The sequence below is a fragment of the Pseudomonas sp. JY-Q genome, from assembly GCF_001655295.1.
GTDB classification, from domain to species: Bacteria; Pseudomonadota; Gammaproteobacteria; order Pseudomonadales; family Pseudomonadaceae; genus Aquipseudomonas; species Aquipseudomonas alloputida.
Window position 1 is genome coordinate 4,052,101 of sequence record NZ_CP011525.1, and the last position, 22,213, is coordinate 4,074,313.

Sequence of the window (22,213 nt, forward strand, 5' to 3'; positions counted from 1 at the left end):
GGCCCGTACAGCCAACCGATCAGGCGGGCTTCATGATCAACACCCCCAGCGGCGGCAGGTTCAGGGCCAGCGATAATGGCTGCCCGTGGCTGGCCACTGCCTCACTGGCCACCGCCCCCAGATTACCCACGTTCGACCCGGCATACAGCTCGGCATCGCTGTTCAGCAGCTCCTGCCAACGCTCGCCGAACGGCACGCCAATGCGGTAACCCTCACGGGGTACCGGGGTGAAGTTGGCCACCACCAGCACCGGCTCGCCGCTGCTGCTCCAGCGCAGCCAGGCGTACACGCTGTTTTGCGCGTCGTCACCGATCAGCCACTGGAAGCCCTGCGGCTGGCAATCCTGCTCGTGCAGCGCCGGCACTTCGCGGTACAGGCGGTTGAGGTCACCCACCAGGCGCTGCACGCCCTGGTGCTCGGGATACTGCAGCAGGTACCAGTCCAGTTCGCTGTCGTGGTTCCACTCACGCCACTGGCCGAACTCGCAACCCATGAACAGCAGCTTCTTGCCCGGGTGTGCCCACATGAAGGTGAGATAGGCACGCAGGTTGGCGAACTTCTGCCAGCGGTCGCCGGGCATCTTGTCGATCAGCGAATGCTTGCCGTGCACCACCTCATCATGGGAAATGGGCAGGATGAAGTGCTCGGAATAGGCATAGATCAGCCCGAAACTCATCTCGTTGTGGTGGTAGGTGCGGTGCACCGGATCGTTCTGGATGTAGTGCAGGGTGTCGTGCATCCAGCCCATGTTCCACTTGTAGGCAAAACCCAGGCCGCCCTGTTGGGTAGGCTGGCTGACCCCAGGCCAGGCGGTGGACTCTTCGGCGATGATCAGCGCACCCGGGGCCTCGTGGGCAGCGACGCCGTTAAGGTGGCGGATGAAGTCGATGGCTTCCAGGTTCTCGCGCCCGCCGTGACGGTTGGGTACCCATTCGCCAGCCTTGCGCGAGTAGTCGCGGTACAGCATCGAGGCCACCGCATCGACGCGCAGGCCGTCGATGTGGAAATGCTTCAACCAGTGCAGCGCCGAAGCCATCATGAAGCCGCGCACTTCATTGCGCCCGAGGTTGTAGATCAGCGTGTTCCAGTCCTGGTGGTAGCCCTCCAGGGGGTTATCGTATTCGTACAGCGCAGTGCCATCGAAGCGCGCCAGGCCATGTTCGTCGGTGGGAAAATGCGCCGGCACCCAGTCCAGCAGCACACCAATGCCTCCCTGGTGGCAGGCGTCAATGAACGCGGCGAAATCCTCGGCACTGCCATAGCGCGAGGTGGGCGCGAACATCGACAGTGGTTGATAGCCCCAGGAGCCGCCGAACGGGTGTTCCATGATCGGCAGCAGTTCGATGTGGGTAAAGCCCAGTTCCTGCACATAGGGCACCAGCCGTTCGGCCAGTTCGCGCCAGTTGTAGAAACGCCCGACTTCGCCCGCTTCGTCCAGCTCGCAGCGCCATGACCCTGGGTGCAGCTCGTAGATCGACAACGGCGCGTTGTAGGCATGGCGCTGGGCGCGTTGCGCCATCCAGTCATGATCCTGCCAGGCGTGGCTGAGTTCACCGGCTACCTTGGACGCCGTGCTCGGCGGCAGCTCGGTGGCACGGGCCAGCGGATCGGCCTTCAGCGGCAGTATGCCGTCCTTGCCAAGCACTTCGAACTTGTAGGTTTCGCCCACGCCCAGGCGCGGAATGAACAGCTCCCACACCCCCGCGCCATGCCGCAGGCGCATGGGGTGGCGGCGGCCATCCCAGTTGTTGAAATCACCCACCACCGACACCCGCCGGGCATTCGGCGCCCAGACCGAGAAACACACGCCGTCGATGCCATCGACCTGAGTCGGCTGGGCACCGAAGCGCCCGGACAAATCGCGGTGATTGCCTTCCGCGAACAAGTGAAGGTCCATGTCACCCAGTTGCGGGCCAAAGCTGTAGGGGTCTTCGGTAACCTGTTCGCCACCGGCCCAGACGATATGAAACTGGTAGGGCTGTGCCTCATCGAGGTGCGCACTGAACAACCCAGGCAGGCTGCCCTGCTCCATTTCGGCAAGGACCCGCCCGTCATCCCGGGCCTGAACGCGCACTTTCAGGGCATTGGGCAGAAAGGCGCGGACCACCTGCCCGCCTGCGCCGTCGCCGTGGGGGCCGAGTACCGCAAAAGGATCGGCGTGTTCGGCGCGGGCCAGGGCGTCGAGGTCCCGTTGCCGAAGGCCACCGTTTTCACGCGTTGTAACGTTCATTCTGACTCTCCCCAGGTACTGATCAGTCCATGCAGACCATGCAAAGGCACGGCCAGCCAGCTCGGACGGTTTTCGGCTTCGTATGTGATCTCGTAGGCGGCTTTTTCCAGGCAGAACAATTCCAGCGCCGCGCGCTCACCCTCGGCGTGCTGCCAGGCGTGAGGCATGGCGGCGGTGGCCAGCCCATAGGCTTCGACAAAGGCATGCCGGGACTGGTGCAGGTACTGCCGGGCAACCCGCTGCCGGGCTTGCCGCGCCGGCTCGGAAAGGTCCACCGCAGACGCGCTGCGCAAGATCATCGCAGCAGCATAGTCGAAGGAACGCAGCACGCCGCTGACATCCTTGTAGGGGCTGTGTTTTGCCCGGCGCTCTTCAAGGGGCCGGGCGGGTTCACCTTCAAAATCGATGAGGTAGGCATCACCCTGCACCACGAGCACCTGGCCCAGGTGCAGGTCGCCATGCACACGCATCAGCAGGCCACCCTGAGCCTGCTTGCTCAGGGTGTCGATGTGCTGGGCCAGGCCGTCACGCTGTTGCTGCAGGTCGTCGACCAAGGACTGGCTGTCGCTGTCCAGCGTGTCGCGATGCTGCGCCAGCAGGTCGAGGGCGTGGGTCAGTTCGGTGCTGATCTGTGCACACCAGCGCTCGCTGTCCTGCGCATCGCTGGGGCGCGGCTGGAAGGCCGGGTCTTCGGTGGGGGCGGCCAGCAGCAGGTGCATCTCGCCCAGACGCTGGCCAAGCAAGGCCGCAAAGCCGCTGAGTTCGGCCAACGCGTCAGTGTGCGCTTCGGCGTCGTTGCGGGTGGGCTCCATCTGGTCGCGGATGGCCCGTTCCAGCGTGTTCTGGGTCCAACCCCAGGCATCGCCCTGGTTGCTCAAGTAACCCTGGGCAATCATCAGCAGGTGCGGCGCGTGTTGCTCGTCCACCCGGCTGACCCAGGCCAGCAGCGGCGAAATGTTGGCAAAGCCGGCGGCGGTCAGGTAGGCACTCATTTCCAGCTCTGGATGGATGCCCGGGTTGACCCGGCGGATCAACTTGAGCACCACGCGGTCGCCGATGACCACCGAACTGTTGGACTGCTCGGCACTGAGGTAGCGCACTTCGCTCTCGTCGTCGAGCGCCAGGCCGGCCAGCTGCTCTGTGCATTCGAAGCGCAATTCACCCTCAGCGTCGCCACACGGCAGACGCAGGCCATCCTGGCAGGCTTGCATCACGGCGTGAATGAACGGCTCGAGGACGAAGGCGTCTGTGATCAAGCCAACCTGGTGGGTACGGCGCACCCGCGACAACGCCAGCTGCTGCGGCAGCGCGGTATGGATCTGTTCCTCACGCAGCAGGCCGAAAGGCAGCTGATAGCGGGTAGCCGTGCCGTCGCTGAGTACCTCGATTTCGCTGAGCAACACCGGCGTGGCGGCGGTGCCGAAACGTACGCCGTAACACAGGCGCACGGCGTCGATCGGCCCTTCCTTGCCGGCGAACCAGCGGCGCTTGGGCAGGTACTGCGGCAGGATGGTGCTTTGCAGCGTATCGCTTGCGGGGGCTTGCAGCAGTTCTTCCATGCGCTTGCGCAGTACCAATGTGGTCAATTCGGGTAACCCCTCGGTGGCCTGGATGTGCCAGCTGGGCATGCGATCGCGGCTGGCCAGCAGGAACCAGTAGAAGGCATAAGGTGGCAAGGTCAGCAGAAACGGCAGTTGGCCGATTGGCGGGAACGCGCTGCCGCCCAGCATCTCCACCGGTACTTTGTCGGCGTATTGTGACAATTCGAGTTCGGCAGCCTGGGCGGCGCGGGACACGTTGGCCACGCAGAGGATGACCTCGGTATTGCCGTCGGCGTCGGTGTACTCGCGGATATAGGCAAGGATGCGCCGGTTGCTGGGCGTGAGGGTACGCAGGCTGCCGCGGCCAAAGGCCTTCTGCTGCTTGCGCACCGCCAGCATGCGCCGGGTCCAGTTCAGCAGCGAATGCGGGTCGTGGCTTTGCGCCTCGACGTTGACGGTCTGGTAACCGTAGAGCGGGTCCATGATCGGCGGCAGCACCAGGCGCTGCGGGTCGGCGCGGGAAAAACCGCCGTTGCGGTCTGGCGACCACTGCATGGGTGTGCGAACGCCATCGCGGTCACCCAGATAGATATTGTCGCCCATACCCAGTTCGTCGCCGTAATACAGGGTTGGCGTGCCGGGCATCGACAACAGCAGGCTGGTCAGCAGCTCTATGCGCCGACGGTCACGCTGCAGCAGGGGCGCCAGGCGCCGGCGAATGCCCAGGTTGATGCGCGCGCGGCGGTCTTCGGCGTAGTAGTTCCACAGGTAGTCGCGCTCGCGGTCGGTGACCATTTCCAGGGTCAGTTCATCATGGTTGCGCAAAAAGATCGCCCACTGGCAGTTGGCCGGGATTTCCGGGGTCTGGCGCAGGATATCGGTGATCGGGAAGCGGTCTTCCATGGCCAGGGCCATGTACATGCGCGGCATCAACGGAAAGTGGAAAGCCATATGGCACTCGTCGCCGTCGCCTTCGCCGAAGTACGGGCGCGTGTCTTCCGGCCACTGGTTGGCTTCGGCCAGCAGCATGCGATCGGGGTAGTTGGCGTCGATCTCGGCGCGGATCGCCTTGAGCACGTCGTGGGTTTCGGCGAGGTTTTCGTTGTTGGTGCCGTCGCGCTCGATCAGGTAAGGGATCGCGTCCAACCGCAGGCCATCTACACCCAGGTCGAGCCAGAAGCGCATGACGCCGATCACCGCCTTGAGCACCTGCGGGTTGTCGAAATTGAGGTCCGGCTGGTGGGAATAGAACCGGTGCCAGAAGTACTGGCCGGCGACCGGGTCCCAGGTCCAGTTGGACTTTTCGGTGTCGAGGAAGATGATGCGCGTACCGTCATACTTCTGGTCATCGTCCGACCACACGTAGAACTCACGCGCCTTGCTGCCGCGCTTGGCGTGGCGGGCGCGCTGGAACCACGGGTGCTGGTCGCTGGTGTGGTTGATGACCAGCTCGGTGATCACCCGCAGGCCGCGCTTGTGGGCCTCGGCGATGAAACGGCGGGCGTCGGCCATGCTGCCGTAGTCGGGGTGCACGGCCTTGTATTCGGCGATGTCGTAGCCGTCGTCACGGCGTGGCGAGGGATAGAACGGCAGCAGCCACAGGGTGTTGACGCCCAGCTCGGCGATATAGTCGAGCTTGCTGATCAGGCCGGCGAAATCACCGATGCCATCGTTGTTCGAGTCGAAGAATGACTTGATGTGCAGCTGATAGATGACAGCGTCCTTGTACCAAAGCGGGTCGTCGATGAAGGCTGCCGGGCGGGAACGCTTGGCCATGTGCGACTCCTTTCAATTGCATGCACAGACATCCGAGCTTGCTCGATCCCCCGTAGGAGCGGGTTTACCCGCGAAGATGACACCGCGGTGCCGAGGTGCATGGCACCGGCTTCGCCGGTGTTCGCGGGTAAACCCGCTCCTACAGGGGCACAGTCTGAGCCTTGTTAACGGGCTTTCTCGATGCGCCAGATGCCGAACGGCAGGTGCCAGGGCTCTATGCGCATCCATTGGGTCTTGCCGTACCACGACCAGCGGTGGCCGTTCATCAGGTCTTCACCCTGGGTTTCGGCGTTGTCGTCCAGCCCCAACTCCCACAGCGGCAACTCGAAGTGCGCCTCCTGGGCGTTGTGCGGGTCGAGGCTGACGGCCACCAGGATGTAGTTGTCACGCTCGGGCGTACGCTTGGCGAAGTACAGAATGTTGTCGTTCCAGCAATTGAAGAAGGCAACGCCCAGGTGGGTTTGCAAGGCGCGGTTCTGCCGGCGAATACGGTTGAGCTGGGCGATCTCGGCGATGATGTTGCCGGGCTGGGTGAAATCGCGTGGGCGGATTTCGTACTTCTCCGAATCCAGGTACTCCTCCTTGCCCGGCAACGGCGTGCCCTCGCACAGCTCGAAGCCCGAATACATGCCCCATAAGCCTGAGCCCATGGTCGCCAGCGCGGCACGGATAAGGAAACCTGCGCGGCCTGAGGTGTGCAGGAAAAACGGGTTGATATCCGGTGTATTGACGAAGAAGTTGGGCCGGTAGCACTGGCTCCACGGCGGCTGGTTGAGCTGCTCGAAATATTCGCGCAGCTCCTGTTTGTGGTTGCGCCAGGTGAAATAGGTATAGCTCTGTGCGTAGCCGACCTTGCCCAAGCGCGCCATCATTGCCGGTTTGGTAAAGGCTTCGGCAAGGAAGATGACGTCGGGGTGCTGGCTGCGCACATTGGCGATGAGCCATTGCCAGAACGGCAGCGGCTTGGTGTGCGGGTTGTCGACGCGGAAAGTCTTTACGCCCTCCTCGACCCAGCCGACCACCACATCGCGCAGGGCCAGCCACAGCGAGGGCACGGCCTCCGGCGCATAGAAATCGACGTTGACGATGTCCTGGTACTTTTTCGGCGGGTTTTCAGCGTAGCGGATGGTGCCGTCCGGGCGCCAGCTGAACCAGCCCGGGTGCTCCTTGAGCCAGGGGTGGTCCTGGGAGCACTGGATGGCGAAATCGAGGGCAATTTCCAGGCCGTGTTCCGCCGCTGCGGCCACCAGACGGCGGAAGTCATCGCGGTTGCCCAGTTGCGGGTGAATGGCCTCGTGGCCGCCTTCCGGGCTGCCGATGGCATAAGGGCTGCCCGGGTCGCCCGGCTCGGCCTTGAGGGCGTTGTTGCGGCCCTTGCGATGCTGCATGCCGATGGGGTGGATGGGCGGGAAGTACAGGACGTCGAAGCCCATGTCGCGGATCATCGGCAGCCGTTCGTGCACGTCGTTGAAGGTGCCGTGGCGCTGCGGGTCGTCGGTCATCGAGCGCGGGAACAGCTCGTACCAGCTGGCGAACAGGGCGGCCGGGCGGTCGACATCAAGGGGAAACTCAGGGCTGCGGGTCAGGTAGCTGCGGTGTTCGGCTTCGCCCATCAGGCGGGCGGTGGTCGGGTCGAGAAAGACGGCTACCTGGTCATCGGTACTGAGGGTGGCCAGGCGGTGTTGCACGGCCTCGAGCTCTTCGCGCAGGGCGCCGCTGCACAGCTCGATGCCTTTGCCCAGCATCAAACGGCCTTCTTCCAGCTCCAGTTTCACCTCGACGCCGGCGTGGTACTTCTTCTCCAGGTCGTGGCAATAGGTGGCAAACGGGTCGATCCAGGCCTCGATACTGAACAAGTGCGGGCCCAGCTCGGTGGGGGTGAATTCGGCCTGCCACAGGTCGTTGCCCGCCGCCTGCATCGGCACGCAATGCCAACGCCTGCTGTGGGCCTGGCGCCAGTTGAGCATCACCGCCAGGCGGTCGTGGCCGTCGCTATAGGCCTTGGTGCTGACTGCCACAGGCTGGCCGCTGACGGCCTTGGCGGCGAAGCTGCCGGCGTCGAGCACGGGTTGGGTGTCTTCGATCACGATGCGTGGCGCCAACAGCGCCTGGGCCAGGCTAATGGCCTGGTCCGGGTGATCGTTCGCCATGGGCACGCTTTCAAAGGGCTCGTTTCGTGACATCGACCTTGCTCCCTCAGGCTGGTGGCGGTAAGGGTTCAGAGCCGGGCACAGGCGGGGGGTTCAAAATAATTGAGCGAACGGCAGCTGCCAGCGGTCAGAGCCTACAGCACCTCTTCACCCACCCACGCGAGGTCAGGCCATGAACATTCCCATTCCACCGGAGACACCCGATCCCAACATTGACGACCCAAGCTTGCCGCCACCCGTACCGGAAGAAGACCCGGACGAGCTGCCGATCAAGCCGACCGTGCCGCCGACAGTGGGCGACCCACCGAGCCAGGACCCACCGGTGAAGGCTTAAGGGTAGACCACGGAACTGATATGTCTGTCAGTTGCGTTCAACTGGAGCTCGCATGATCATCGGGCCTCCTCAAACCGGAGGTGGTTGAGTCATGTCAGAAGCGCGCGATTACATCAAGTAGCACGGGATGACGTGAGGGGCCAACTTTCGCAGTTTGGCGTCGCGGGTTCATCCCGGGCAATCTGGACTATACGTTATCGCTGCTTGAATTACGCTATACGGTAGGCGTGCGGCGGCATGCACTTCGCCCCATCAGGGCAATTATTTTCGACGCCCGCGCAACGCGGGATCTGTGGTCCCCTTTTACAACTGTTATTTTTAACAGTTTCGTAAGATCGCTGCTTGCGCTATATAAACCACACAACACCCGTCGGGAGAGCGACCACCGCCTTGTTGCTCAAACTCGTGAGCTCGCCGAACCGATGAACACCACCTATTCAGCGCCAATAAAATTTGTCAGACGCCTCATTACTAGACTGAAGTTTCGACAATATTGATTTTCACACGGGGCAATACCATGTCAGCATCCACCACTGTCATCCCTGACACTCATGTCAGCTACTGCGTTTACGGCTACAGCAAAGCGCTAACCCTGAAACCTCGCCTGACCGGCTTTAATGGCGCACATTTTGACCCTCACGCACATTACTACCATTTGGGACAAGGCTATCGCGCCTTCAGCCCTACACTGATGAGATTCATCTCCCCGGATCGTATTAGCCCCTTTGGACGTGGAGGAATTAATAGCTACACCTATTGCAATGGCGATCCAGTCAACCGCACAGACCCAAGTGGAGCCGTTGCTTTCGCTCGACTCGCTCATCTCGCTTTACGCCCCCTGAATTGGGCATACAAAATCTTTTTCAAAAAACCAAATATAAACGTTAATTTTAACAAGCAGAATGTACAGCTCCCCGGCCAAAGCCCTGAAGAAACTGCACGGCTCAGGTTGATAGCTATGGGAGACGGCCTACGCATACTGAATAAACTCTCCAAGCCGGCCCCCCACCTTAAACTCTCCAAGCCGGCCCCCCACCTAGTAGAAAAAATAGGCCAATATTTAGCACCTGGGGATTTAACCGCAGCAGCAGCAGCCTCAGACCCGTTCAAAACCGGTGTAACGCCCAGAATTGTCCACCGCATCACAACAGAAAGATATTTGAAACAGGCTGCAAACATCATGGGTGGACAAGTAACCGATTACCGAAACGATGGCTTGCTAACCAAAGCAAATATATCCAACCTTGACAGAATAGAAGCAGAGGTAAGAAAAATGCAAAACCCTAGTTATTTCGGAGATTCAGATCACTATATCAGCCCACAGGAGCGATATAGAAAGTTAATGAGACATATAAATATTATTCGTAGTTCCTTGGAACATCCGGAACTCTGGTCTTAGTTAGGATGGCTTGACCAAAACGGGCTAGCTGTGCCGGCCATTCGCGGGTCTTGCCCTGCGGACCGGCACCGCTACAACGTTACTCGGTCGATCCCACCATAAACTCCACGACACTGATCTCCCGCATCCGGAACTTCTGCACCTTGCCCGTCACTGTCATGGGGTATTCGTCGACGAAACGGATATACCGCGGCACCTTGAAGTGGGCAATGCGCGCCTTGCACCAGCCCTGCAGTTCCTCGACCGTGGCGCTATGCCCCGGGTGCAGCTTGATCCAGGCGACGATCTCTTCGCCATAGCGGCTGCACGGAATGCCGATCACCTGCGCATCGGCCACCGCCGGGTGGGTGTAGAAAAACTCTTCCAGCTCACGCGGGTAAATGTTCTCGCCGCCGCGAATGATCATGTCCTTGTTGCGCCCGACGATGCGCACATAGCCCTGCTCGTCCATCACCGCCAAGTCACCCGAATGCATCCAGCCGGCCGGGTCGATAGCGTCCGCGGTGGCCTGGGTCGAGCGCGATCATTGTGTGCACGTTTAACCGCGAAATAGGGGCCGGACAGCCCAGCACATCATCCATGTTGACGCGGTTTAACTGTGCTCGCCGCTAGGACTGACCGTTACTGGATCACTGAGTCGCGACAGCTATTAAATCCATTAGCCTAGGATTTACACAGAGTTCAATACAACTGACATTTCTGCCAGTAGCACAGGTGCTCTACTTTAGAGCATGCTTCCCGTGATTACCCTACTAAAAGCGGCTTGGCTTGGCCGTACATAGACCGAGGCGAAATCACAGCACTTTCAAGAAGCAAGCCGACAACTGCGCGAAGCAAAGGAGTCATGAATGCCCCCATCAACGCCACACACTCAAAGCCCTCAGCCGATATGCTTTACCCCCTATGGCCACAGTGGGGGGATCGGCGACGCGGCCATCGCCACTGGTTTCAATGGTGTTCCGTTTGATATTCACGCCAATTGCTACCACTTAGGCCAGGGCTATCGGGCATTCTTTCCTGGGTTAATGCGATTCTCCAGCCCCGATAGCCTGAGCCCGTTTGGGCTCGGTGGACTGAACGCGTATGCCTATTGTAATGGCGACCCTGTTAACTACGGCGACCCCCAGGGCACAGCCGGGGTGCCGATTGGGCGGACTGGGAACACCCCTCGTTCTGGGAGGGTCACCGCGAAAGGGCAATTTGGTATTGGCAACACATCGCATCAAGTAAAATCCTATAGGAACGCAATGCGGGAGAATGAGAAGGTGCAGGGAGTCGATATCGCTCTGGACCTCTTAGATCATGAAGTTGATCTATTCAATGCCGTGACAAAGGATCTGAAAAAATTGGATAATACCGCCGTTCGTAGAAACCCCTTCGTCCGGGAAAAGCTCATCAAGGCTCGTACTGAGGCGTTTACAGACCATATGAAGAATGTATTAGCCGGCGAGAGGCGACGGTATGCTGATGATGTTATTTTAACCGATACGCATAGAAAATACCTGAGCACCCTCGATTCAGCATTGGTAAGTGCCTACGCTCCGTACCGGGAGCATCAGAGCGACTGGTACCATCCTGGGTACCATATTGAGGGGATAAGGGATACACCCCTGTTCCTGGCACAATGGGCAATAAGGGACGCTAAATTATTGCTCGATGTCGGTGATTCACCACTTTACCGCGGAGTTAAGGATAGTCTGAAGTAGTCATACATTTCTGGCTGACTGCAGTATCTGCCGATTTCAAAAGCGCCAGGCACACCTCTGCTGCGTTGGCCAGCAAATGTCGGCGGGCCATCCACAGATTCGACAGGGCAAACAGCGTCACCATCTGTGCCGCATTCTCTGACAATCCTCGCCGCGATCCCCCAGGTGGCCGTTGATCACGGCCAGAATTCCGTACGCCAACTTATGGTTCTCCAGCAGACGACGGAAGTTGAGGATGGGGGGTTCGTACAGCGCTTCCTCCATCGCAGGATCGCTGTAACCGAACCAGTTCTACATCAGGTGCACGCGCAACATCGCCATATTCCTGGCATGCAGTGACCTCAATATCGAGCCAATGTAATAGATCCGGAATCTGATGCTGGCATGGCTTGGCCTCATCGTGGGTTCACCCGCGAAGAGGCCGGATAACCCAGTGCATCAACCTGCAGAAACAGCCGAAATTTCTGCGACACTGATCTCCCGCATCCGGAACTTCTGCACCTTGCCCGTCACTGTCATCGGGTATTCGTCAACGAAACGGATATACCGCGGCACCTTGAAGTGGGCAATGCGCGCCTTGCACCAGCCCTGCAGCTCCTCGGCCGTGGCGCTGTGCCCTGGGTGCAGCTTGATCCAGGCGACGATCTCTTCGCCATAGCGGCTGCACGGAATGCCGATCACCTGCGCATCGGCCACCGCCGGGTGGGTGTAGAAAAACTCTTCCAGCTCACGCGGGTAAATGTTCTCGCCGCCGCGAATGATCATGTCCTTGTTGCGCCCGACGATGCGCACATGGCCCTGCTCATCCATCACCGCCAGGTCACCCGAATGCATCCAGCCGGCCGGGTCGATGGCATCCGCCGTGGCCTGGGGGTTGTCCCAGTAGCCCAGCATCACGCTGTAGCCGCGGGTGCACAGCTCGCCAATCTCGCCGCGGGCGACGATGCAGCCATCGGCGTCCACCAGTTTGTTTTCCAGCTGCGGCTGGGTGCGGCCGACGGTGGTCACGCGCAGCTCCAGGTCGTCGTCCGGGCCGGTCTGCAGTGACACCGGGCTGGTTTCGGTCATGCCGTAGGCGATCTGCACTTCAGCCATGTGCATCTGGTCGATGACCCGGCGCATCACCTCGATCGGGCAGGTGGCGCCGGCCATGATGCCGCTGCGCAGGGTGGACAGGTCCATCTGCGCGCGCGACGGGTGGTCGAGCATGGCGATGAACATGGTCGGTACGCCGTACAGGATACTGGCACGCTCCTCGGCCACGGCGCGCAGGGTGAGCTCGGCGTCGAAGGCGTCGTTGGGGTAGATCATGGTGCTGCCGTGGGTGATGCAGCCGAGGTTGGCCATGACCATGCCGAAGCAATGGTACAGCGGCACCGGGATCACCATACGGTCGCGGGCCGTCAGGCCTAGGCTTTCACCCACCATGAAACCGTTGTTGAGGATGTTGTAGTGACTGAGCGTGGCACCTTTGGGCGCACCGGTGGTGCCTGAGGTGTACTGGATGTTCACCGGCTGGTCGAATTGCAGGCTTTGCTGACGGGCGGTGAAGGCTTCGGCAGACGTCTGCCCTGCCCGCTCGGCCAGTGCGTGCCAGGGCAGGAAACCGGCAGGCGGGTTGGCGGCCAGGCTGATGACGCCACGCAACTGGGGCAGGCATTCACTGGCCAGCTCACCAGGCCGGGCGCTGGTAAGCTCAGGTACCAGCGCCTGCACCATGGCGTGGTAATCAGACGTCTTGAAGGCTTCAGCGCAGACCAGCCAGCGGCAGCCGGACTGACGCAACACGTATTCCAGTTCGCCCACACGGTAGGCCGGGTTGATGTTGACCAGGATGGCACCGACCTTGGCACTGGCCAGCTGCAAGATGCACCACTGGGCGCAGTTGGGCGACCAGATGCCAACACGGTCGCCAGTGTTCACGCCCAGTGCGATCAGGGCGCGGGCATATATTTCGACCTGTTCGGCCAACTGCCGCCAGCTGTAACGCAGGCCCTGGTGGCGGGACACCAGGGCCTCGCTGTCGCAACAGCGGGCCACGGTGGCATCGAAAGCCTGGCCGATGGTCTGGGTCAGCAAGGGTCGGTCCTGGCGACCGCGGGTATAGCTCGGTTGACTCATGGGTGTCCCTTCTTGTGGTTGTTTTGGGCACGGCTGAAGCAAGCGGGAATACTCTGGCGCAGATTTACGTTTACGTAAAGGTGACGAGTGGATTGACAGTGCCTCCCCGCAGGTTTACGTTAACGTAAAGGTGATGAACGATACCGGAACCTCCGGCATGACGCCGACCCTTGCAGGAGCGGGCTTGCCCGCTCCTACAGGGGTCGGCGGTTAGGCTTTGAGCTACGGTGTTACCCAATTTCCAAGAACAAGAAGGTGCCCCAGCATGCATTACCCCTCCCTGAACTTCGCCCTGGGCGAGACCATCGACATGCTCCGCGACCAGGTGCGCACCTTCGTCGCCGCCGAACTGGCCCCGCGTGCCGCGCAGATCGACCACGACAACCTGTTCCCCGCTGACATGTGGCGCAAGTTCGGTGACATGGGCCTGCTGGGTATCACCGTACCGGAAGAGTACGGTGGCGCTGGCCTGGGCTACCTGGCCCATGTGGTGTCGATGGAAGAAATCAGCCGGGGCTCCGCCTCGGTGGCGCTGTCCTACGGCGCCCATTCCAACCTGTGCGTCAACCAGATCAACCGCAACGGCACCCACGAGCAGAAGCTCAAGTACTTGCCCAAGCTGATCAGCGGCGAGCACATCGGCGCCTTGGCCATGAGCGAGCCCAATGCCGGCTCCGACGTGGTGTCGATGAAACTGCGCGCAGAAAAACGCGGCGATCACTACGTGCTCAACGGCAGCAAGACCTGGATCACCAACGGTCCCGACGCCAACACCTACGTGATTTACGCCAAGACCGACCTGGACAAGGGTGCGCACGGCATCACCGCGTTCATCGTCGAGCGTGACTGGAAGGGCTTCAGCCGCAGCAACAAGTTCGACAAGCTGGGCATGCGTGGGTCCAACACCTGCGAGCTGTTCTTCGACGGCGTGGAAGTGCCGGCAGAGAACATTCTGGGCCAGCTTAACGGCGGCGTGCGCGTCCTGATGAGCGGCCTGGACTACGAACGTGTGGTGCTGTCCGGCGGCCCGACCGGCATCATGCAAAGCTGCATGGACCTGGTGGTGCCGTATATCCACGACCGCAAGCAATTCGGCCAGAGCATCGGCGAGTTCCAGCTGATCCAGGGCAAGATTGCCGACATGTACACCCAGCTGAACGCCAGCCGCGCCTACCTGTATGCCGTGGCCCAGGCCTGCGACCGTGGCGAGACCACCCGCAAGGATGCTGCCGGGGTGATCCTGTACACCGCCGAGCGCGCCACGCAAATGGCCCTGGAGGCGATCCAGATTCTTGGCGGCAACGGCTATATCAACGAATTCCCGGCTGGGCGCCTGTTGCGCGACGCCAAACTGTACGAAATCGGTGCCGGCACCAGCGAAATCCGCCGGATGCTGATCGGCCGCGAACTGTTCAACGAAACCCGCTGAACATAAGGGACGGGCGCACATGGCTACCTTGCACACCCAGATCAACCCGCGTTCGGCAGAATTTGCCGTCAACAGCGCGGCCATGCTCGAACAGGTCCAGGCCCTGCGCGGCTTGCTCGCCCAGGTTGCCCAGGGCGGCGGGCCCAAAGCCCAGGAACGGCATACCTCGCGTGGCAAACTGCTGCCGCGCGAGCGTATCGACCGCCTGCTGGACCCGGGCTCGCCGTTCCTCGAGATCGGCCAGTTGGCCGCCCATGAGGTGTACGGCGAAGACGTGCCAGCGGCGGGCGTGATTGCCGGCATCGGCCGCGTGGAAGGCGTGGAATGCATGATCGTGGCCAACGACGCCACGGTAAAAGGCGGTTCGTACTACCCGCTGACGGTGAAGAAGCACCTGCGTGCACAAACCATCGCCCTGCAGAACCGCCTGCCGTGCATCTATCTGGTGGACTCCGGCGGCGCCAACTTGCCACGCCAGGACGAAGTGTTCCCCGACCGCGAGCATTTCGGGCGCATCTTCTTCAACCAGGCCAACATGAGCGCGCAAGGCATCCCGCAGATCGCCGTGGTGATGGGCTCGTGCACCGCTGGCGGCGCCTACGTGCCGGCCATGGCCGACGAAGCGATCATGGTGCGCCAGCAGGCGACCATCTTCCTCGCCGGGCCGCCGTTGGTAAAAGCCGCCACCGGTGAAGTGGTGAGCGCCGAAGACTTGGGGGGCGCCGATGTGCATTGCCGCACCAGCGGCGTGGCCGACCACTATGCCGACAACGACGAACATGCCCTGGCCCTGGCCCGGCGCAGCGTGGCCAACCTCAACTGGCACAAGCAGGGCAAGCTACAACGCCTGGCACCGGTGGCACCGCTGTATGCGGCCGATGAGCTGTACGGCGTGGTGCCGGCCGATGCCAAGCAACCGTTCGACGTGCGCGAGGTGATCGCCCGCCTGGTCGATGGCTCGGTGTTCGATGAGTTCAAGGCGCTGTTCGGTACCACGCTGGTGTGCGGTTTCGCCCACCTGCATGGCTACCCGGTGGCGATCCTGGCCAACAACGGCATCCTGTTCGCCGAAGCCGCGCAAAAAGGCGCGCACTTCATCGAACTGGCCTGCCAGCGCGGCATCCCTTTGCTGTTCCTGCAGAACATCACCGGTTTCATGGTCGGCAAGAAATACGAAGAAGGCGGCATCGCCAAGCACGGCGCCAAACTGGTCACCGCCGTGGCCTGCGCCCAGGTGCCGAAGTTCACGGTGATCATCGGCGGCAGCTTTGGTGCCGGCAACTACGGCATGTGCGGCCGCGCCTACGACCCGCGCTTCCTGTGGATGTGGCCCAACGCACGGATTGGCGTGATGGGCGCCGAACAGGCCGCCGGGGTGCTGGCCCAGGTCAAGCGCGAGCAGAGCGAACGCAGCGGCCAGCCATTCAGTGCCGAAGACGAAGCCAGGCTCAAGCAGCCGATCCTCGACCAGTACGAGCGTCAGGGCCACCCCTATTATTCCAGCGCCCGCCTGTGGGACGACGGCGTCATCGACCCGGCACAGACCCGCGACGTCCTCGGCCTGGCGTTGTCTGCCGCGCTGAACGCGCCGATCGAACAGAGCCGCTTCGGCATTTTCCGGATGTGACCCATGAGCGATTTCAGCACCCTTGAAGTGATCCGCGACCCGCGCGGCTTTGCCACCCTGTGGTTAAGCCGCGAGGACAAGAACAACGCCTTCAACGCGCAGATGATCCGCGAGCTGATCGTGGCCATCGACCAGTTGGCCGAAGACGCCAGCCTGCGCTTTGTGCTGCTGCGTGGCCGTGGCCGGCATTTCAGCGCCGGTGCCGACCTGGCCTGGATGCAGCAGTCGGCGCAACTGGACTTCAACACCAACCTGGATGATGCCCACGAACTGGGCGAGCTGATGTACGCCCTGCATCGCCTCAAGGCCCCGACCCTGGCCGTGGTGCAAGGCGCAGCCTTTGGCGGCGCGCTGGGCCTGATCAGCTGCTGCGACATGGCCATCGGCGCCGAAGACGCCCAGCTGTGCCTGTCGGAAGTACGCATCGGCCTGGCCCCGGCGGTCATCAGCCCGTTCGTGGTCAAGGCCATTGGCGAACGCGCCGCGCGCCGCTACGCCCTCACCGCCGAGCGTTTCACTGGCGTGCGCGCCCGCGAGCTGGGCCTGCTGGCCGAGGTGTACCCCGCCAGCGAACTGGACGACCACGTCGAAGCCTGGGTAAGCAACCTGCTGCAGAACAGCCCACAAGCATTGCGCGCCACCAAGGACTTGCTGCGCGAAGTGGACGACGGCGAACTCAGCCCGGCCCTGCGCCGTTACTGCGAAAACACCATCGCCCGTATCCGCGTCAGCGCCGAAGGCCAGGAGGGCCTGCGCGCTTTCCTGGAAAAACGCCGCCCTGCCTGGCAAACCGTTGACAAGAAGGAGCCGCGCCCATGAGCCGCCCCGCTTTGACCACCCTGCTGGTCGCCAACCGCGGCGAAATCGCTTGCCGGGTGATGCGCACCGCCAAGGCCATGGGCCTGACCACTGTCGCCGTGCACAGCGCCACCGACCGTGACGCCCGTCACAGCCGCGAAGCCGACATCCGCGTCGACCTGGGCGGCACCAAGGCTGCCGAAAGCTACCTGCTGGTCGACAAGCTGCTGGCCGCCGCCAAGGCCAGCGGCGCCCAGGCCATCCACCCAGGTTATGGCTTTCTGTCCGAGAACGCAGGTTTCGCCCGCGCCATCGAGCAGGCCGGGCTGATATTCCTCGGCCCACCGGCCAGCGCCATCGACGCCATGGGCAGCAAATCGGCAGCCAAGGCGCTGATGGAGGCCGCCGGCGTGCCGTTGGTACCGGGCTACCATGGCGAGGCCCAAGACCTGGACACCTTCCGCGCCGCGGCCGAACGCATCGGCTACCCGGTGCTGCTCAAGGCCAGCGCTGGCGGCGGTGGCAAGGGCATGAAAGTGGTCGAGGAAGAAAGCCAGTTGGCCGACGCCCTGGCGTCGGCCCAGCGTGAGGCACAGTCGTCGTTCGGCGATGCGCGCATGCTGGTGGAAAAGTACGTGCTCAAGCCGCGCCATGTCGAAATCCAGGTGTTTGCCGACCAGCACGGTAACTGCCTGTACCTTAACGAACGCGACTGTTCCATTCAGCGTCGCCATCAGAAGGTGGTGGAAGAGGCCCCTGCCCCCGGCCTGTCGCCCGAACTGCGCCGGGCCATGGGCGAAGCGGCGGTGCGTGCCGCCCAGGCTATCGGTTACGTGGGTGCTGGCACCGTGGAGTTTCTGCTTGATGCACGTGGCGAATTCTTCTTCATGGAGATGAACACCCGCCTGCAGGTGGAACACCCGGTCACCGAGGCCATCACCGGCCTGGACCTTGTTGCCTGGCAAATTCGCGTGGCCTGCGGCGAAGCCCTGCCGATCACACAGGAACAGGTGCCGCTGATCGGCCATGCCATCGAAGTGCGCCTGTATGCCGAAGACCCGGCCAACGATTTTTTACCCGCGACCGGCAAATTGGCGCTGTACCGTGAATCGGCACCTGGCGAAGGTCGGCGGGTGGACAGTGGGGTCAGCGAAGGCGATGTGGTGTCGCCGTTCTACGACCCGATGCTGGGCAAGCTGATTGCCTGGGGTGAAAACCGCGAACAGGCACGCCTGCGCTTGCTGGCCATGCTCGACGAGTTTGCCATTGGCGGATTGAAGACCAACATCGCCTTCCTGCGCCGCATTCTCGCGCACCCTGCGTTCGCGGCGGCAGAGCTGGACACCGGCTTCATTCCCCGCCACCAGGATGTGCTGCTGCCGGCGCCACGTGCGCTGCCGGCCGGCTTTTGGGAGGCGGCAGCCGAAGCCTGGCTGCAGGGCCAGGCGGGGCATCAGCGCGAAGACGATCGCCATTCGCCGTGGAGCGGGCGTAATGGACTGCGCTTGGGCCTGCCGGCACGCAGCAGCTTGCATCTGGTGAGTGCTGGGCACGATCAGGCAGTGGCCCTGGAACGCAGCGCTGCTTCTACCTGGCAGCTGCAAGGTGAGCAGTTGGTGCATGACCAGAACGGCGTGCGTCGCCAGCATCTGGCAATCCGTCGGGGTGGCACGCTGTACCTGCACTGGGATGGCGAAATGCATGCCATCGAAGCCTTCGACCCGATTGCCGAGGCCGAAGCCAGCCACAGCCATCAGGGTGGGCTGGGTGCGCCCATGAACGGCAGTATCGTGCGGGTGCTGGTCGAACCTGGGCAGGTGGTGGAAGCCGGTACTGCGCTGGTGGTACTGGAGGCCATGAAGATGGAGCACAGCATTCGTGCGCCGCATGCCGGCACAGTGAAGGCGCTGTTCTGCCTGGAGGGGGACATGGTCAGCGAAGGGACTGTGCTGGTCGAACTGGTGGAATAACGGTGCCGTAGGGCCGCTTTGCGGCCCTAACGCAACACAAGGCCGCCCCTGCAACAGCCCGTAGGAGCGGGTTCACCCGCGAAGAGGCCGTGACTGCTGGCCTTTTCCACCCGCCGTTCACGGTTGCCGCCGCTACCGTATTCGCGGGTAAACCCGCTCCTACGCAGATTGGTGGTGGACACACACCGGAGGTTGGACACAGCCCGTCCTGTAGGAGCGGGTTCACCCGCGAAGAGGCCGTGCCTGCTGGCCAATCTCCATCCGCCGTTCACCGTTGCCGCCGCTACTCAAACCCTTTCAAAAGGCCCCATGCACCCGCACGACCACCCCAAGAAATTCGCAACCCTCTTCGCACAACAGCGCCGGGTAGTTACTGTTCAATGCCTTCAGATAACGCTGCCCACCTTCCTCGGCCAGCTCGCGGAAAAACGCCGGTTTGCCGGGCTGACGAGCGATAACCAAACGCCCCGCCTCAGCCTCTACACCTGGGTCCACCAGCATCCGCATGCCCTGCGGCACACTGCGGCCACTGACAGCGCTCATGGCATCGTTTTCCACGGTTAGCCAGAACGCCTTGCCCTGTGCCAGGTAGTCAGTCTGCTCGAAAACAGCAGGCTCTACAGCCGTTGCAGCCTCTAACTCACTCCAACCCAGCACCGGGTAACGGAAGCAGACGATGTATCGCATGAGGTCGGGTTCGTCATCATCGTCATCCACCCCAGAAACACAACGTTCGCCATCAGCCTGCCCGTGAATACGCAATTGCAAGCGGACGCAGTAGTGGGGCATGCCAATCTCAACCAAAGTGCGGTTCATCGACTCGAGCTTCGGTTGGCGCCGCTTGTTCACCCAATGTCCTACACTGCCTTGCGACACGCCTACGCGCTCGGCAAGCTGCTCTTGGGTAAGCCCTAATTCCTCCATCCGGTCGCGAACGAGGGCAATCCACTTATCCATGTTCATGGCTGGCATGCCCCTCACGTATAGCGGCCTTGTGGCGTGACACAGCTTCGCAGCAACCCGGCAGCCTAGAAGGCCCCATGTACCCGCACCACCACTCCCAGAAACGCGCAGCCTTCTTCACACAAAACCGTCGGATAGCGCGTATTCAGTGGTCTGAGCATCTTGTCTCCACCCTCTTCGACCAACTGCCGCAATACCGCCGGGCGCCCCGGCTGCCGTGCAATGACCAACCTGCCGGGCTGTGCCTCCAGCCCGGTATCCACCAGCACGCGCATGCCCTCGGGCACGCTCTTACCACTGGCCGCGTTCATCGAGTCGTTTTCCACCACCAGCCAGAACGCATTGCCGGCGGGCATATAGTCCGTCTGCTCATGGGACGTGCTCGTTTCAGGCAATGGCCCCTGCAGGTCAGCCCAACTCAGCACCGGGAAGCGGAAGCTGGCATAGAGCAGCGCCTCGGCTGAAACCGGCTGCTCGGCCGTATAGAGCCCTTGCGCTTCACGCACGATGTCGCGCTCGACCACCATGACCTGGGCTTCCAGAAACACCAGCCCAAGCTTCTCCAGCTTTTCATTGATGGTTTCCAGCGTCGGCCGACGCGTGCCACGCAGCCAATGCCCCACGCCCCCCTGCGTCATGCCCAGGCGCTCGGCCAGTTGGAGCTGACTGAGGTTATGTTCGCGCTTGTAGCGCTTGAGAAATGCGTTCCAGTTTTCCATGAGCGGCAACAATACGGACTGTATTAACCGCTGCAATACACAATCTGAATTATTTATTTGGCACTACATAGTACAGCTTGACCTATTCTGTGATTCCAGTGTGCTTGAAGGGAAATCAGCAGGTATTGCCATGAAACCATCGAAAAACGACGAAACAGATCTCGACAGCGAAGCCGCACGCCGCGCGCTCGACTATTACCTCAACCCCAACCCACCGCGGCCCACCCTGGACAACAGAATCTGGACCCTGCACGAAGGCGTAACCGGCGACCAGGCCCAGGAACACGCCATCGCCCTGCTGCGCTGCGCTGCAGCCACCGCCCAGGAAACCGCCACTCACCAGCACGGCAGCCAGCGAGAACTGACGTTCGCGTTGATGCACATGATGGACATGGCTCGCGCACTGCTGGAGCACAAACGCACCGAGTGAGCGGGTTTATAGACAAAAAAGAAGGGAGAGAACGTGATGGCCAGGTAACGGCAAAGGCCCCGATTGCCGGGACAAGGAAGCGCGCCGGTAAAACTTTTTTACCGGATTAGCGAAAATTCATTTGACCGGCAAATGATAACGATTATTATTGCACTCAGCTGATCGCGAGATCCGCTGGATAACCTGAAAGCTTAGGTCGCTCTCAGATTATCTCCTCATCAGGCTAATCACGGTTTTTGACCCGGCTTTTTTGCCGGGTCTTTTTTTTGGCTCTTCAGGCTAATGAAGATCGTGATGGCGCGCATGATAGCAAAGGTGTTTCAGGGCGTGAACGCTCGTTACAAAACTTTGCGGAATCAGCACTTGAGAATCAATCTCGTTTCGCCTACGCTGTTTCCGCATCAAGGAAGATGCCCCCTCCTCCCCTTTACAGAGCAAGGAGCTGTCCATGACCCGTCTGCTGCTGCCCCTTGAGCACCCCACGCCTGCTGCCGAACACGATGCCGACGATGCCCTGCTGCATGCACTGAAGCGGCTACCACGGCGCGTACAGCAAGTATTTCTGCTCAACCGCCTCGATCAGCTGGACTTCGCCAGCATCGCTGCGCGCCTTGACCTGCCACTGGCGACTATCGAGCGCAACATGGGCCAGGCGCTGCAGGCTGGCCGCTCGCGCCAGGATGTGCTGGCGAGCGTGGCCGGGCAATGGTATGTGCGCTTGCAGAGCCCGCAGGTGACGGCGTGCGAGCGTATCGACTTCCGCCGCTGGCTGGATGCCGATACGGCAAACTTGCAGGCGTTTCACGATACGGAACTGCGGTGGCGCAGCCTGCTGGCGCCGGCACGGCAACTGGGCCATGACGGCTGGTATCGGCAAGGCCGGGCGGCGCTGTCGCTGGGTGGCTGCTCGGTTGCGGTCGGGCTGGGTGTGGCGGCGTTGGTGCTGGTTGGGTTCTGGGCTTGATCAGCGCTTCAGCATGCCTGTACGTCCCCGCCCCTGAGCATGCACCGTGCGCATGT

The 22,213-nt window shown here is 61.8% G+C and carries 15 protein-coding genes and 2 pseudogenes; 9 read left to right on the top strand and 8 right to left on the bottom strand.

The genetic code is table 11. The features are described from left to right. Positions 1–19 precede the first annotated feature (19 nt). The 3 genes from glgB to AA098_RS18440 all read right to left on the bottom strand — a co-directional run bounded on the left by glgB (position 20) and on the right by AA098_RS18440 (position 7,730). On the bottom strand, positions 20–2,230 hold the full coding sequence (gene glgB / locus AA098_RS18430; protein WP_003251302.1) for a 1,4-alpha-glucan branching protein GlgB: 2,211 nt from the start codon (positions 2,228–2,230) through the stop codon (positions 20–22). Continuing rightward, positions 2,227–5,547: a maltose alpha-D-glucosyltransferase gene (gene treS, locus AA098_RS18435; protein ID WP_064614874.1), complete on the bottom strand. Its 3,321-nt coding sequence runs from the start codon at positions 5,545–5,547 to the stop codon at positions 2,227–2,229. Before treS ends, glgB begins: the two co-directional genes overlap by 4 nt. 164 nt (positions 5,548–5,711) lie before the next feature. Beyond that, positions 5,712–7,730: an alpha-1,4-glucan--maltose-1-phosphate maltosyltransferase gene (locus tag AA098_RS18440; protein WP_054889603.1), complete on the bottom strand. Its 2,019-nt coding sequence runs from the start codon at positions 7,728–7,730 to the stop codon at positions 5,712–5,714. 139 nt (positions 7,731–7,869) lie between these two features. Between AA098_RS18440 and AA098_RS29580 the strand changes: the two genes are divergently transcribed. Together AA098_RS29580 and AA098_RS28635 are read left to right on the top strand one after the other, a co-directional pair. Continuing rightward, positions 7,870–8,031 (top strand): hypothetical protein, encoded by a 162-nt coding sequence (locus AA098_RS29580; protein ID WP_004576087.1) that lies wholly within the window; start codon positions 7,870–7,872, stop codon positions 8,029–8,031. Positions 8,032–8,548: 517 nt separating this feature from the next. Then, positions 8,549–9,430 (top strand): RHS repeat-associated core domain-containing protein, encoded by an 882-nt coding sequence (locus AA098_RS28635; protein WP_082916912.1) that lies wholly within the window; start codon positions 8,549–8,551, stop codon positions 9,428–9,430. Positions 9,431–9,509: 79 nt separating this feature from the next. On the opposite strand, the pseudogene AA098_RS18445 reads toward AA098_RS28635, so the two are convergent. Then, a pseudogene (locus AA098_RS18445) lies at positions 9,510–9,941 on the bottom strand (AMP-binding protein); the annotation flags it as partial. A gap of 337 nt (positions 9,942–10,278) precedes the next feature. On the opposite strand from AA098_RS18445, the gene AA098_RS29890 reads away from it, so the two are divergent. Then, positions 10,279–11,136, top strand: a complete 858-nt coding sequence (locus tag AA098_RS29890; RefSeq protein ID WP_064614876.1) for an RHS repeat-associated core domain-containing protein — start codon at positions 10,279–10,281, stop codon at positions 11,134–11,136. A gap of 150 nt (positions 11,137–11,286) precedes the next feature. On the opposite strand, the pseudogene AA098_RS28640 reads toward AA098_RS29890, so the two are convergent. Together AA098_RS28640 and AA098_RS18455 are read right to left on the bottom strand one after the other, a co-directional pair. Further along, positions 11,287–11,457 (bottom strand): annotated as a pseudogene (locus AA098_RS28640) (IS5/IS1182 family transposase); the annotation flags it as partial. Between the two features lie 117 nt (positions 11,458–11,574). Then, the gene (locus tag AA098_RS18455; RefSeq protein WP_004576465.1) at positions 11,575–13,257 is read right to left on the bottom strand and encodes an AMP-binding protein; all 1,683 of its coding nucleotides are present in this window, start codon (positions 13,255–13,257) and stop codon (positions 11,575–11,577) included. Positions 13,258–13,522: 265 nt separating this feature from the next. On the opposite strand from AA098_RS18455, the gene AA098_RS18460 reads away from it, so the two are divergent. From AA098_RS18460 to AA098_RS18475, 4 genes are read left to right on the top strand one after another with little or no spacing between them, the layout of a single operon-like run. After that, a complete protein-coding gene (locus tag AA098_RS18460) occupies positions 13,523–14,686 on the top strand; it encodes an isovaleryl-CoA dehydrogenase (RefSeq protein WP_003251317.1) in 1,164 nt (387 codons plus the stop codon). Between the two features lie 19 nt (positions 14,687–14,705). Then, a complete protein-coding gene (locus AA098_RS18465) occupies positions 14,706–16,313 on the top strand; it encodes a carboxyl transferase domain-containing protein (RefSeq protein ID WP_004576464.1) in 1,608 nt (535 codons plus the stop codon). A gap of 3 nt (positions 16,314–16,316) precedes the next feature. Beyond that, positions 16,317–17,132, top strand: a complete 816-nt coding sequence (locus tag AA098_RS18470; protein ID WP_003251320.1) for a gamma-carboxygeranoyl-CoA hydratase — start codon at positions 16,317–16,319, stop codon at positions 17,130–17,132. Beyond that, complete coding sequence (locus tag AA098_RS18475; protein ID WP_004576463.1) at positions 17,129–19,081, top strand: acetyl/propionyl/methylcrotonyl-CoA carboxylase subunit alpha; 1,953 nt, start codon at positions 17,129–17,131, stop codon at positions 19,079–19,081. Before AA098_RS18470 ends, AA098_RS18475 begins: the two co-directional genes overlap by 4 nt. Positions 19,082–19,378: 297 nt before the next feature. Here AA098_RS18475 and AA098_RS18480 read toward each other — a convergent pair whose 3' ends face one another. After that, complete coding sequence (locus tag AA098_RS18480; protein WP_177342697.1) at positions 19,379–20,044, bottom strand: LexA family transcriptional regulator; 666 nt, start codon at positions 20,042–20,044, stop codon at positions 19,379–19,381. A 65-nt stretch (positions 20,045–20,109) separates the two neighbouring features. Beyond that, a complete protein-coding gene (locus tag AA098_RS18485) occupies positions 20,110–20,763 on the bottom strand; it encodes a LexA family transcriptional regulator (protein WP_003251326.1) in 654 nt (217 codons plus the stop codon). 130 nt (positions 20,764–20,893) lie between these two features. Between AA098_RS18485 and AA098_RS18490 the strand changes: the two genes are divergently transcribed. Both AA098_RS18490 and AA098_RS18495 read left to right on the top strand, forming a co-directional pair. Beyond that, on the top strand, positions 20,894–21,193 hold the full coding sequence (locus AA098_RS18490) for a DUF6124 family protein (RefSeq protein WP_003251328.1): 300 nt from the start codon (positions 20,894–20,896) through the stop codon (positions 21,191–21,193). Between the two features lie 448 nt (positions 21,194–21,641). Continuing rightward, positions 21,642–22,157, top strand: coding sequence for a DUF4880 domain-containing protein (locus AA098_RS18495; protein ID WP_003251330.1), 516 nt, complete (start codon positions 21,642–21,644; stop codon positions 22,155–22,157). The last annotated feature ends 56 nt before the right edge of the window (positions 22,158–22,213 follow it).

Bases quoted from the DNA above. Each gene is read 5' to 3' on its own strand.
- AA098_RS18480 (WP_177342697.1), bottom strand. From the start codon at position 20,044: ATGAACATGGATAAGTGGATTGCCCTCGTTCGCGACCGGATGGAGGAA.
- AA098_RS18470 (WP_003251320.1), top strand. From the start codon at position 16,317: ATGAGCGATTTCAGCACCCTTGAAGTGATCCGCGACCCGCGCGGCTTT.
- AA098_RS18490 (WP_003251328.1), top strand. From the start codon at position 20,894: ATGAAACCATCGAAAAACGACGAAACAGATCTCGACAGCGAAGCCGCA.
- AA098_RS18465 (WP_004576464.1), top strand. From the start codon at position 14,706: ATGGCTACCTTGCACACCCAGATCAACCCGCGTTCGGCAGAATTTGCC.
- AA098_RS18475 (WP_004576463.1), top strand. From the start codon at position 17,129: ATGAGCCGCCCCGCTTTGACCACCCTGCTGGTCGCCAACCGCGGCGAA.
- AA098_RS18440 (WP_054889603.1), bottom strand. From the start codon at position 7,730: ATGTCACGAAACGAGCCCTTTGAAAGCGTGCCCATGGCGAACGATCAC.
- AA098_RS18495 (WP_003251330.1), top strand. From the start codon at position 21,642: ATGACCCGTCTGCTGCTGCCCCTTGAGCACCCCACGCCTGCTGCCGAA.
- AA098_RS29580 (WP_004576087.1), top strand. From the start codon at position 7,870: ATGAACATTCCCATTCCACCGGAGACACCCGATCCCAACATTGACGAC.
- AA098_RS29890 (WP_064614876.1), top strand. From the start codon at position 10,279: ATGCCCCCATCAACGCCACACACTCAAAGCCCTCAGCCGATATGCTTT.
- glgB (WP_003251302.1), bottom strand. From the start codon at position 2,230: ATGAACGTTACAACGCGTGAAAACGGTGGCCTTCGGCAACGGGACCTC.
- treS (WP_064614874.1), bottom strand. From the start codon at position 5,547: ATGGCCAAGCGTTCCCGCCCGGCAGCCTTCATCGACGACCCGCTTTGG.
- AA098_RS28635 (WP_082916912.1), top strand. From the start codon at position 8,549: ATGTCAGCATCCACCACTGTCATCCCTGACACTCATGTCAGCTACTGC.
- AA098_RS18455 (WP_004576465.1), bottom strand. From the start codon at position 13,257: ATGAGTCAACCGAGCTATACCCGCGGTCGCCAGGACCGACCCTTGCTG.
- AA098_RS18485 (WP_003251326.1), bottom strand. From the start codon at position 20,763: ATGGAAAACTGGAACGCATTTCTCAAGCGCTACAAGCGCGAACATAAC.
- AA098_RS18460 (WP_003251317.1), top strand. From the start codon at position 13,523: ATGCATTACCCCTCCCTGAACTTCGCCCTGGGCGAGACCATCGACATG.